Origin of the sequence: Spirochaeta cellobiosiphila DSM 17781, from assembly GCF_000426705.1 — a bacterium.
GTDB lineage: Bacteria > Spirochaetota > Spirochaetia > DSM-17781 > DSM-17781 > Spirochaeta_E > Spirochaeta_E cellobiosiphila.
Genome location: NZ_AUFW01000018.1, coordinates 1 through 12,847 on the forward strand (window position 1 = coordinate 1; position 12,847 = coordinate 12,847).

The following is a 12,847-nucleotide window of genomic DNA, read 5'->3' on the forward strand; positions in this document are numbered from 1 at the left end:
TCCCCAACTTCTAGGTAGATCACCTACGTGTTACTCACCCGTTCGCCACTCTCATCAAGTGCAAGCACTTGAATCCCGTTCGACTTGCATGCTTAAAACGCGCCGCCAGCGTTCGTTCTGAGCCAGGATCAAACTCTCCATTATCTATTTACTCATCATAAAGATGAGCTTTTCTTTATTCTAATAAAGAGTATTTGCATCTGTTTGCTCTTTAAAGAGTTGTGTCTCTTTAACTCTTAGAAACCTCTCAAGGTTCCTTCTCTCCCTTCCCTATCTCTTTGTCAAATAACAATTTAGCCTTTCAATGCAAGACTTAAAAAAGCCCAACTATCTAAGGCACGTCAACGAATATACCTTGCATCTACTTTTTATGTCAACCAAGATTTTCGATTTTTTTTATGGTAAACCTAAGTTTTAAAACCTATTTACTAGATTGCATTTTAAGGAATACCCGAAAGTAGTCAATAAAAGACAATACAGAGCTCAAAGCAGCTAAAATAAAGACCACTAAAGTAACTCCATTCATAAGGGGATAGCTATTGGAACCTATGCCAACATTAAGCATTGTGTAATAGATCAATCCAATGAATCCAGAGAAAAAGTAAAACCAGGCCTTAAGCTTACCACCTATACGAGCACCTTGGGCCTTACCTTTACCAAGCATCATCATTCTAAGAAATGTAATACCTAGTTCCCGATATATAATAATAGCAAAAATCCAAACAGGCATCATCCCAACATGAGTCAAACACAAAAACATTGTTACCCGACTAATGACATCCGCAAAGGGATCTAATAACTTGCCTACATCACTTACTAAGTTATACTTACGAGCAATATACCCATCTAGAATATCGGAAAATTCTCCTGCTAGATAAAGCAACCAAAGCAATGATAATAAAACAATATTACCTGGATGGCTTTTGATAAAAAGAAAAAGCCCCAAGAAGACAGGCGTTGAAATGATTCTGGAAATAGTTATTTTGTTTGGTAAATTCATTCTACAAAAATAGAATTACCAAATGACTTTGTCAATAGAAGATATACAAACAAAAAAAGACCCTGATATACAGGGTCTATATTGGAGGCGACGGGAATCGAACCCGCGTCCTAAAGGGCCGAATCCAGGCATCTACAAGTTTAGTTCTTTAATTTTTTTATTCGGAAAAAGCTATGCTAAAGAACCAACCTACTTTCTCTATATCTCAACTATAATTTCCTTCTTAGCCGCTGAGCAACACTAAGAAGTAAGCCCTGGTTTCTTGCGATCTACAAAGCCCTCAGAGCGGCGTGCTAAGCAGATCGTAGCAGACTAAATTATGCTGCTAATGCGAAGTTATCTTCAGCATTTATAAAAGGTTACCAAGTTTAAGGAGATTGATAACTCCACCTGCAACCGGGACTCTGACAATCCTCCAGTCGAAACCAGGGCGCCCCCATAAGCTGTTCTAATCTAACAAGACAATTATCTATGGTCAATATACAATTGATACTTTTGAGCATTCAATTGTAAAAATCTCAGACTATCAATCATTCCCTTTTGGTCAATTAAGGAAAAGGCTGTTTGGATATCTACCACCTTTCTCTGGCGAAAACGTTCCTCCAGCCATTTCTTCTTTATACTGTTAACTAATATTGGATAAGCCAACAAATTAATACTCTTATCACCTTTGGAATAAGGAATTAATATAGGACAATCATCCACGATGATGCCTTCAATACCTGCTTCTTCGTTAGCTTCCATTAATGCTACTTCTTGCATGGTCTTATTCTTTTCAATAGAGCCTTTAGGAAAAATCCAGTGATTCCCTCTTCTATTCGTGACCAGTACGACTTTAAGAACTCCTTCTTCCCATAAGAACGGAATAGTTCCAACACTGAGATCACGAATTCCTTTATCGCTTATTACTTCAACCGCAGAACGTGGTGTTTGTATCATATTTTTGTAAAAAAAACGGGAATCGAAAGTCACTTCTGCGGTAAAAAAAGGCTGCTTTTTATATTTGATAGATTCCTCTATGTTTTCAAATATCAATTCACAAACGGCAAAGGATTGATAACCAAAAGAATACTCAATAATGAACATATTTACAGAGTCGATTGTTAAATAATATACATCACCTTCAAGATAGCGATTGCGAATTTTATCCCAAAGCAAATGAAAATCTCTTTTATTCATTTTTTCAATATCTTTATGAGGGACTAGGCCAGAACGGTCTATTGTAACTAAGTTGCTTTCGAAACCACTTTTTTGAATAATAATAATTTGATCAGGATGAAGATGGAGAACTTTCTGTTCCCACTTAATTCCCTTTTTTTTATATTCTTCTGGAATATCATGAATTAAGAATTGTCTAAAAAAATAAGATCTCATTGAGACCTCCCATAAAAAAAGGAGCAAAATATTTGCTCCCTTTTATTAACGTTTACCTTTATCAAAAGGCTCTCCAGATGCCTTTGGGGCTTGAGTAGTCTTAGAAAAGAAAACCAAAGCGAATAAAGTAACTACATATGGGAATATCTTCAATAAAATAGGAGGTATTGAAGACAAGCTTGGCATAACTTGAGAAACATTAGCAATAGTACTAGCAAAACCGAAAAAGAATGTAGCACCTAAAATACCTAAAGGTTTCCATTGCCCAAAAATAAGAGAAGCTAGTGCTAAGAAACCTAACCCTGCAACACCACCATTGAATTCCCCACTATAAGTAACTATTATAATAGCACCACCCAAAGCAGCAAAAGCACCAGATACGACAACACCAACATAACGGATGGCATATACATTTATTCCGGCGGCATCTGCGGCATGCGGATTCTCTCCACAAGCACGTATTCTCAAACCCAAAGGGGTTTTATACAAAACATACCAGCCAGCCAGAAGTATTAATAAAACAAGCCAGGTTGTCATATAAGCCTGTGAAAAGAACAATGGACCTAAAAAGGGAATTTTACTTAATAGGGGGATATCCAAACGGTCTAAACCAAACTTGATTTGTATGTTTCCACTTCCTGTTATATTTCTAGCAATATATACAGTAAGGGCAGCAGCCATCATATTAATTGCTGTACCACTTATTACTTGATCAGCATTAAGGTTAATACTCGCAAAAGCATGGAGTAAAGAAAAAATAGCACCAGCTAATACGGCTGCTAATAATCCTACCCAGACAGCCCCGCCAGGCATAATATCTTGCAGTACAGAAATAATGAAAGCAGAAGTAAAGGCTCCTACTATCATTAATCCCTCCAAACCAATATTAACAACCCCACTTCGTTCACTAAACAAACCACCCAAAGAAGTAATCAGCAAAGGAACAGTATAGGCAATGGCATAAGGAAATATTTGTTCAATTATTTGGTACATTTACTTGACCACCTCTTTTCTCTTGGCAAATCTATTAATCAATCTCTCTATCAATACACTCGTTGCCGCAAAGTAAATAATAATGGCTATTATGGTATCTCCTATCTCAGGAGGTATATCAGTCATAGCATTCATAAAACCCTTGCCAGAATGGAGTAGCCCAAAGAAAAGTGCTGAAGCTAAGACCCCAAAGGGAGCATTTGCACCGAGAAGCGATACGGCGATGCCATCATAGCCCTGGGAAGGTAATATACCAATTTGCATATTACTAGCATAACCTAGGTAATGGGTTGCTCCTGCTAAACCTGACAAGGCACCAGCAATGACCATGGAGACAACAATATTACGTTGAACATTCATTCCTGCATATTCTGCACCATGACGATTAAATCCGGCGGCTTTCAATTCGAAACCCATTGTTGTTTTATTTAATACGATCCACACAAAAAGGATGGATAATAAAGCCACAAGTAAACCTAAGTTTATATAGGAACCATGAAAAAGATTGGTTAGCCATTCCACTTTTAGTGATGCAGCATCTGGGATTTTTCTAGATTCCGTCTCTAAATAAGCCCCTTTAAAGAAGGCAGGTACGGAATAGTAAACAACCCAATAGGCCACCCAATTCATCATTATTGAAGAAACAACTTCATTAACATTAAACCGAGCTTTTAGAAGACCAGGAATAGATCCCCAAATACCCCCACCAATAATAGCAGCAACTAAGATAAGTGGTAGTAAAATAACTTTTGGTACAGCTATTGTTAAAGCTACAGAAGTAGCTGTGAGGCCTCCTATAAGCATCTGTCCTGGTGTACCTATATTAAATAAACCTGTTCTAAATGCAAAGGCAACAGACAATCCAGTCATTATTAACGTGGTAGCTGTGGCAATAGTATTACCTAAACGTTCAACATTCATCAAACCGCCACGAAATAAATACCAATACCCCATAATGGGGTTATTTCCAGAAAATAACATCAAAATGGCACCAGCTAAAAGCCCCAGTAAGACGGCTATTAACCCTATTACAACCTGTCTATTTAGTTTCACTGCTTTCACCTTTACGAATACCAGCCATCATAATACCTACTTCGTTTTCATTAGTTTCTTTTGCATTAACCAATCCAACCAATTCACCACAGTTTATAATGGCTATTCTATCAGATAGATCAAGAATCTCATCCAATTCTAATGAGACTAAAAGGACAGCTTTTCCATTATCCCTCAACTCTACAAGCCTTTTATGAATATATTCAATACTTCCTACATCCAAACCGCGTGTTGGTTGTACAGCAATCATGACTTCTGGGTCGTTATCTATTTCACGTCCAACAATAGCTTTTTGCTGGTTTCCACCTGACATAGATCTGGTAATAGTTTTAGGTCCTTTACCTGAACGGACATCAAAGAGATCAATAATTCGATTAGCCTGTGCTGTAATGGCTGCTCTTTTCAGGAACCCCTTTTTGCTGTAGGGTTCATTTTTATAGTTTTCCAGGATAATATTATCTTCTAGGGAATAGTCGAGGATAAGGCCACGTTTCTGTCTGTCTTCAGGGATATGGCCCATACCCATAGCAAGACGTTCTCGAACACTAAAAGAACTAATATCCGTACCATTAATAGTGATTTTACCAGACTCAATAGCTCTCAAACCAGATATAGCTTCAACTAATTCCGTTTGTCCATTACCATCAACACCAGCTAAACCCAAGATTTCACCCGCTTTAACTTCGATGGCGAAATCCTTAACAACAGGTACATTCCTGTTATCATTAACATTTAAACCTTCAATAACTAATACAGAATCACCTGCTACCTTATCTTCTTTATCAACGGTAAAATTAACAATACGGCCTACCATCTTTTCAGCCATTTCAGCTTCGGTGGTGTTTTTTACTTCAACCGTATCGATCAATTGCCCTCTACGAATAATGGAGCATCTATCAGCTACAGATTTTATCTCTTTTAGCTTGTGGGTGATTAAGATGATTGATTTACCTTCTTGACGTAAAGTATCAATGATCTTCATTAGTTCCTTAATCTCTTGAGGTGTTAAAACAGCCGTGGGCTCATCAAAGATAAGAACTTCAGCATCCCGATAGAGCATTTTAAGAATTTCAACACGTTGTTGCATTCCAACACTAACATCTTCTATCTTGGCATAAGGATCAACATTTAGGTTATATTGTTCACTTAAGGCTTTAATTTTTTTTGCAGCACTATCAAGATTAAGAGACAGACCTTTCTTCGGTTCCATCCCCAAAACAATATTCTCAGTAATAGTAAAGTTGTGAACCAACTTAAAATGCTGATGGACCATTCCAATGCCTAAATCATTAGCTAGATTAGGATTGGTAATACTCACCTCTTTTCCTTTAATTTTAATGATCCCTCTATCGGGTTGGTACAAACCAAAGAGAATACTCATTAAAGTAGACTTTCCTGCCCCATTTTCGCCTAATAATGCCAACACTTCACCTTTATTCAGACAAACTGTGATGTCATCATTTGCGACAATGCCCGGAAATTCTTTCCTTATATTTAACATTTCAACAACAAAACTCATTTCTAAATCAAACTCCTAAAATTAAAGGAAAAGAAAAGGGGTGTTTTATCACCCCTTAATATTTAAATGATAAGAATTATTTAATTAAATCACCTTGCTCAGCAGATACTGTAATAGCTCCTGCTTGAAGCTTAGCAAAAACACTAGCTACTTGAGCTTGCACATCTTCTGACAGATTGGGATTTTCTTGTGGAATACCAACAGCATTATGAGTGGCATCATAACGAAGGACTTGTCCACCAGGGAAGCTACCTTCTAATTCAGCAGCTACCATCTCAGTAGTTACAACATCAACTCTCTTCATAGCAGAAGTAAGAATTACAGATTTAGTTCCTTCATATATACCATCATTATATTGATCACTATCAACACCGATTACCCAAACATCGCTACCAGCTTTAACTCTTGTTTTAGCTTCATTAATAGCACCAATACCTACTCCACCTGCCGCTGTAAAAATAACTTTTACACCTTTAGCATACATTTGAGCAGCGATTTGTTGACCACCTGCTACATCATCAAAAGTACCTTGATATATAACATTTTCTGGATTAAGTGTGATTTTAGTTCCTAAGTTTTCATTAGCATACTTAAGTCCCTGTTGGAATCCCCAGTTGAATTTTTGTACAGCAGGAATTTCCATACCTCCTATAAAACCAAATTCTGCTTCTTTCATTTGAAGGGCAGCAGCAACAGCAGCTACAAATCCAGACTCTTGTTCAGAAAAGTAGATAGCTACAACATTGTCATTTATCCGGTATTCACTATAATCAGCACTATGTGGTTCGCCATCGATAATAACGAATTTTGCATCAGCATATTTATCTTGTGCAGCAAAAATAGCAGATTCGAATTTAAAACCTGGAGTTACAATAAATTTAAAACCGGCATCATAAAGGTTACCAATTTCCTTAAGGTAATCCGCTTCAGTAGTTCCAACGGGCTTCAAATACTTAGGAGCTATACCATAGTTTTCTTGAGCTTTTAAAATACCTTCCCAAGTTCCTTGGTTGAATGATTTGTCATCAATAGTTCCTGAGTCAGTAACCATACCAACTTTTAAACCTTTTTTAGCAGAGCCCTCTTGAGCCCCATTCGCGAACAATCCGCCTGCAAGACACAACGTCATTAGCAAAGCAAGTGTTTTCTTCACATTATTCTCCTTATCCCTCGATGGTCGAGTTTTTTCTAATTCTACGGCCTCCACCATTGGTGGTCAATAGATACTCGACAAATATTAAATGGCTTTTCCTGTCTTCATGGACGGAATCCCATAATATTTACAAAGGGATTGGGCAATATCAGAAAAGCTAGTTCGAATGCCCAGATTCTGTCCTGCTTCAGTCTTATTAAGCCATAAAAGTGGTACAAACTCTCTAGTATGGTCAGAACCTTTATAAGTAGGATCACAGCCATGATCCCCTGTAATAATAAGAACATCCCCATCAGGAAGATTATCAACAATATCGGCTAACCAATCATCAGTAGCTTTAACCGATTCATAATAACCAATAGGATCTCTTCTATGACCATAAACCATATCAGTATCAACTAAATTTACAAAAACAAACTCATTATCATCACTATCATGGTCTAACAATTCTTTTGTTCTAGCTAAACAGGCAGGATTACCTTTATCAGGATAACTATTATCAAAACCTATGCCGGCAAAAATATCACTAATCTTACCAACAGCAATTGTCTTCACACCATTATTCTGAAGATGTTCCCCTAAAGAGATACTAGGCAAGGCAATAGAATAATCATGTCTTCCAGCTGTTCTAGTAAAATTCCCTGGAGATCCTATAAAAGGCCTGGCAATAACTCGGGCAATACCATATTCATTACACAACTCTCTGGTAATCTCACAAAGTTTATAGAGCTCTTCCACAGAAATAATATCTTCATGAGCAGCAATCTGAAAGACAGAATCAGCGGACGTATAACATATAGGTTTACCTGTCTTCATATGTTCTTCCCCTAATTCGTTAATGATAACTGTTCCACTGGCAGCTTTATTACCTAAAATATCTAGACCAGTTCGTTCTTTAAAAACAGCGATTAGTTTATCTGGAAAACTGGGGTATTCTGGAGGAAATGTATAGAAGGCTTTCTCAAGGGGCATTCCTGCTATCTCCCAATGCCCCGTCGTTGTATCTTTACCAGGAGATTTTTCTGACATCACTCCATAACTGGCTAGAGGAGAAGCAACAGCTTCACAACCGGGAAGATTAGGACCCAATACCTGGCTGGCATTGCCTAATCCCAGTTTTTTTAAAGTAGGCCAAGATTTACCTTGGTTTGATTCTAATATATGTAAAGCTGTATTAGCACCCACATCACCATACTTATCAGCATCAGGCATAGCCCCTATACCAAAACTATCAATAACCAGAATTGTGGCTCTCATTCACTACTCCTTGCATTTCTTTAATAATTGCTACACCAGCACTCGCACCTATACGGTCAGCACCGTTGTTTATCATTGTTAAAGTATCTTCCAAAGTCCGTATTCCACCGCTGGCTTTTACTTTTGCTTTTCCTTTTACGGTGGAAGCCATTAGTGCTACATGTTCTTTGGTAGCTCCACCAGTTCCAAAACCAGTTGAAGTCTTAACAAAATCAGCACCAGCTTGTACGGATAGTTCACAGGCCTTTACGATTTGTTCATTATTTAAATAACAAGTTTCCAGGATAACTTTTACCAGTGTACCATTAGCGGCTGTCACAACAGATTGAATATCTTTAAGAACCAAGTTGTCATTACCTTCTAATAAGGCTCCAACATTGATCACCATGTCGACCTCTTGAGCTCCTTCTTTAATGGCTTGTTTGGTTTCAAAAGCTTTGACGTCAGAATGATTAGCTCCCAGAGGAAAACCTATTACAGTACAAACCTTAACATTTGTTCCTTTAAGTGTTTTAGAACAAAGACTTACCCATGCAGGATTAACACAAACAGAAGCAAAGTCATATTCCTTCGCTTCTTCACAAAGTTTAACAACATCTGTTTTTGTAGCTGTTGCCTTCAGTATTGTATGATCAAAGTAGGAAACTAATTCTTTAACATCCATATAACAACTCCTATAATTGGACAAATCGGCCATTATCTCGTAACCGGTCCTGTATGTAATTTTTATTCAAATTCAAACGATTCACAAAATCTTTCAATATATCTAATGATAGAAGATTCCATTCACTAAATAAATAAATTAACGCCTTTTCTGCAATATAAGAGACCTTCAAGGCATTCATATTGATTTCTCGTGGTTGGGGAACATCTACATATCGAGAAAAAAGGTCTTGAAACAATCGGCTCTCTTCAATTTTATTTTTCAGTGCATCCATTTCTTTATACAACAATTCTGTATCCCCTTTGGTAGCCGCCTCACCAATAGGTTTAAGAAAAAGATAGGTATATTCCTTTCCAGGCAAATGATGATGTTCATCACACCTCGTACAGTAATTGGGCTCTTCCGGATTGTCTTTTTTAACATCTCCCCCAATGATAATCAATGGATCGAAATACAAAGAAGGGCACTCATCACCATTAATAGTATAATACCGGTAAGTGTGAAAACTGTCTGTTAAACAATCTGGATGCTCACAATAGGCTGTTAAAGGAAAGACATCTGTAGCATTTTCAACTAGTAATCTAGCGGTTGAGTTAAAAATTTCATTACGAAAGTTCAAGGTTAATGTGGGAAATACAAAATTGAGGCCTCTCAATTCGGAAGCTTGTTTGACCATATAAACAAGGCGTTCATCATAAAAGGAGGCTTCATCAATTATCCAGGTACCGATCTCTATTCGACTATTAATAATGCGTTCCATTTCAAAACTATTCTTAACAACAAAAAGATGATCACCGAGACTAATGTATCCTCCACGATAAGCTAGAGAGTCCTCAGGATAATCAGGAAAACGGTTGACATCTAGATAATTACGAAAAAAACCGACCTCTCTTCTATCTGCTGATCCAGACATGGTGTGATGCTTGACAAAAGAATTCTTTTTTAGGACTACTTGTGAGTCCCGCCATATCTTTGCAGAATATTCTGTTTTGCCAGACCCCATTGGTCCTATAACAAGTATTCTTCTACCTGGTTTTGTAAAATCATAGTGATTGGCAGGGTGATGAATCTGTACTTGGGGAAAACCAAGACTTTTTAGAAAATAATTAGTAGGTTCATTGGAAATAGACATAGTATTAGATTATATGATGAAAAAAGGAGTGTGAGAATCCTATGTTACAAATTCCCTTAATAGAATGGTTAGGTTTTTTAGCATCTTTGATAGTTGCTGTTAGCTTAACGATGACATCTGTTGTTAGATTAAGAATCATCAATACCATTGGATCATTAATTTTTTCCATTTATGGATTTATAATTGGAGCCTATCCCGTATTTGTGCTCAATGGTTTTATTGTTATTGTAAATGTCATCTATTTGATAAAAATGTACAGAACCAAAGATTTCTTTGAAATCATCGATTGTTCTCAACAAGATGCTTACATGAGTTATTTTGAAAAGCACTATAGTCAGGATATTATGCACTTTTTTCCTGATAGTGGTAAAGAAGCAACAGCTGATGTGAATTCCTATTTAATACTAAAGAATAGTCAACCCATTGGTCTATTAAAAGGTGTCAACAATGATTCTAATTTTGTTATAGATGTTGACTATGTTATCCCTGAATATCGTGACTTTAAAACAGGAAAGTTTCTATTTCACTATAACAAACAGTTCTTTGCAGACAAAGGTATTAGGGTTGTCTCTATATCCACTGATCAGCCAAATCATATCGCCTATATAAAACGTCTGGGATTTACCCAAAAAGAGTCCAAAAACCTGTATCAACTGAATATTTAGTTAATTGTTTTTTAACATAGGTGAATAAATGTAAAAAAAAAGTTTTTTTGTGGAAAAAGCAATAAAAAAGAGCTAGACTGCAACATATTATTGTAATGTTATTTAAAGGAGTTAACATGACCTATTCTATCGAAAACCAGCCAGTTTTCACGACAGTAACTGTTAAGCTTGATGCTGGAGAAACAATTAAGGCAGAAGGTGGAGCCATGATATCTATGACTTCCAATATAGACCTTAAATCCAAATCTTCAGGTAAAGGTATTTTCGGCATGATTAAAGCCGCTATAGGTGGAGAAGGATTGCTTCAAACTCATTTTACTGCGGAAGGAGAATCAGGTGAAGTGACTTTTGCTCCTAAAGCTCCCGGAGATGTTCTAGCTGTGGATGTGTCTGATAAAACAATCTTTGCACAAAACGGTGCATGGATGGCTGGATCTACAGAAGTTCAGATGTCTGCCCAGGGTTCTCTTAAAGCTATGGCTTCAGGAGAAGGATTATTCCTTCAAAAGATCTATGGTAAAGGAACAGTGTTTCTAAGTTCTTTTGGTTCTATTATTGAAAAAGAACTAGCTCCTGGTGAAACATACATTTTAGATACTGGAAACATGTTGGCATATGAAGAAACAGTTTCTCAGAGAGTAAGAAAAGCTTCCAAAGGCTTGATTTCTTCCTTTACATCCAAAGAAGGACTAGTAGCCGAGTTCACAGGACCAGGAAAAGTATGGATGGAAACACGTAACCTTAAAGGTTTTGCAGGTGTTATTAGTAGTCTTACTGGTTCAAAGTTCTCTGTTAAATAAACACTTTACGAATGGCTTGGTTTCTTCGGAAACCAGCCTTTCTTTCTAATTAGAAAAGAATAATCCAATCACTAGATTAACAAATTTACCGATAGGAAGAATGTCATAACCACTTTGACTTTCTAATATGATGAGAATAAAAAGAGCTATTCCACCATATGTTGTTATTTTTTGTTCAAGCTCAGGACTAAATTGAAAACTAGAAAAAACTAAATGGCTTCCATCTAAGGGTGGTAAAGGAATCAGGTTAAATAAGAATAATCCCAAATTTACTGCTGAAAATCTAATAAGGAAAGTAAATATAAAGGATTGAGAAAGCAATAATTTACCAGGTAGGAACTGATAATTCAGCCTTAACAAACTAAGGGTTATTAAAGCTAATACTAAATTAGAAAATGGACCTGCCATGGATATTAGAACCCTATCACGACTTTCATTTTTAAGTTCCCCAGGCACAAATCTAACGGGTCTAGCCCAACCAAATCCGGCGATGACAACAAACAACATTCCTAAAGGGTCGATCTGCTTTAAGGGATTTAAAGTTAAACGCCCCTCCTGTCTTGCTAAAGTATCCCCAAGTTTGTCAGCAACTATGGCATGAGCCCATTCGTGGACTGTGAATCCAATAATAACTGCTGGTACTATATATATTAATCGTTCTATTGAAAAATTCATCTATACTCCTTTGAGTTGTCTTGTCAATATAGCTTATCTATTTAGGTCGATCAATTCTATTATAGATAAATTGAGGGAAAACTAAGAAGTTCACCGCCATTTTGTCATAATGTTATTCCCTATAAGTGGATCTTATTTCTCTAAGAGTTAAACGACAAAACAACAATCAGTAGATTAGCAGTTACTAAATGAGGACTTCCCTATCCTTAATGGGGAATTTAGCTAGGCACAAGTGTGACCTAAAGAATTTCCCACTTGAAGATTGGTGTCACCCACACTTGTCAGGTGGTATCACCCACACCTGTGGGTGTGGGTGTATGACAGGCTGATTTGGTGTCATTGTCAAGTGACGATTGGTGTAGATGACAGGCCAGAATGGTGATGCTGTCAATTGATGTTGGGGGATGGGGACAGTACTGCTTCTGGCAAGAGTGGAAGGGTCAAGACATAGGTAACACTTTTAGCATGGTATCGTTACACTTTGGAGGTGTTTCGGTGCCCTGGATGGAGAAAAAAACTATGGATCTGAAAGAGGAATTTTAGAGAGTGTAAATTAATTTGT

The 12,847-nt window shown here is 37.0% G+C and carries 12 protein-coding genes, 1 rRNA gene and 1 other RNA gene; 2 read left to right on the top strand and 12 right to left on the bottom strand.

Annotation, left to right across the window (positions count from 1 at the left end):
• The 11 genes from K345_RS0103765 to K345_RS0103810 form a co-directional block, all read right to left on the bottom strand.
• Positions 1-144: ribosomal RNA gene (locus K345_RS0103765) — 16S ribosomal RNA — on the bottom strand; the annotation flags it as partial.
• A gap of 277 nt (positions 145-421) precedes the next feature.
• On the bottom strand, positions 422-1,000 hold the full coding sequence (pgsA, locus tag K345_RS0103770; protein ID WP_028973048.1) for a CDP-diacylglycerol--glycerol-3-phosphate 3-phosphatidyltransferase: 579 nt from the start codon (positions 998-1,000) through the stop codon (positions 422-424).
• Positions 1,001-1,079: 79 nt separating this feature from the next.
• Positions 1,080-1,438, bottom strand: a transfer-messenger RNA (tmRNA) gene (gene ssrA / locus K345_RS22765).
• Between the two features lie 27 nt (positions 1,439-1,465).
• Entirely contained in the window at positions 1,466-2,374 is a 909-nt protein-coding gene (locus K345_RS0103775; protein WP_028973049.1) for an NUDIX domain-containing protein, read from the bottom strand.
• A gap of 45 nt (positions 2,375-2,419) precedes the next feature.
• Positions 2,420-3,367 carry an ABC transporter permease gene (locus tag K345_RS0103780; protein WP_028973050.1) on the bottom strand — a complete coding sequence of 316 codons (948 nt, stop codon included), beginning with the start codon at positions 3,365-3,367 and terminating at the stop codon, positions 2,420-2,422.
• Complete coding sequence (locus tag K345_RS19580) at positions 3,368-4,420, bottom strand: ABC transporter permease (RefSeq protein ID WP_037571205.1); 1,053 nt, start codon at positions 4,418-4,420, stop codon at positions 3,368-3,370.
• Positions 4,407-5,939, bottom strand: coding sequence for an ABC transporter ATP-binding protein (locus K345_RS0103790; protein WP_028973051.1), 1,533 nt, complete (start codon positions 5,937-5,939; stop codon positions 4,407-4,409). The genes K345_RS19580 and K345_RS0103790 overlap by 14 nt, the downstream gene beginning before the upstream one ends.
• 76 nt (positions 5,940-6,015) lie before the next feature.
• Positions 6,016-7,068: a BMP family lipoprotein gene (locus K345_RS0103795; protein ID WP_083963630.1), complete on the bottom strand. Its 1,053-nt coding sequence runs from the start codon at positions 7,066-7,068 to the stop codon at positions 6,016-6,018.
• 108 nt (positions 7,069-7,176) lie between these two features.
• The gene (locus K345_RS0103800) at positions 7,177-8,349 is read right to left on the bottom strand and encodes a phosphopentomutase (RefSeq protein WP_028973053.1); all 1,173 of its coding nucleotides are present in this window, start codon (positions 8,347-8,349) and stop codon (positions 7,177-7,179) included.
• Complete coding sequence (deoC, locus tag K345_RS0103805) at positions 8,324-9,013, bottom strand: deoxyribose-phosphate aldolase (protein ID WP_028973054.1); 690 nt, start codon at positions 9,011-9,013, stop codon at positions 8,324-8,326. The genes K345_RS0103800 and deoC overlap by 26 nt, the downstream gene beginning before the upstream one ends.
• Positions 9,014-9,023: 10 nt before the next feature.
• Positions 9,024-10,145 carry a thymidine kinase gene (locus K345_RS0103810; protein ID WP_037571209.1) on the bottom strand — a complete coding sequence of 374 codons (1,122 nt, stop codon included), beginning with the start codon at positions 10,143-10,145 and terminating at the stop codon, positions 9,024-9,026.
• Between the two features lie 41 nt (positions 10,146-10,186).
• Between K345_RS0103810 and K345_RS0103815 the strand changes: the two genes are divergently transcribed.
• Together K345_RS0103815 and K345_RS0103820 are read left to right on the top strand one after the other, a co-directional pair.
• Positions 10,187-10,810, top strand: coding sequence for a YgjV family protein (locus K345_RS0103815; protein WP_028973056.1), 624 nt, complete (start codon positions 10,187-10,189; stop codon positions 10,808-10,810).
• Positions 10,811-10,926: 116 nt separating this feature from the next.
• Positions 10,927-11,610, top strand: a complete 684-nt coding sequence (locus K345_RS0103820) for a TIGR00266 family protein (protein ID WP_028973057.1) — start codon at positions 10,927-10,929, stop codon at positions 11,608-11,610.
• 45 nt (positions 11,611-11,655) lie between these two features.
• Here K345_RS0103820 and K345_RS0103825 read toward each other — a convergent pair whose 3' ends face one another.
• Positions 11,656-12,285, bottom strand: coding sequence for a site-2 protease family protein (locus K345_RS0103825; RefSeq protein WP_028973058.1), 630 nt, complete (start codon positions 12,283-12,285; stop codon positions 11,656-11,658).
• Positions 12,286-12,847 lie beyond the last annotated feature (562 nt).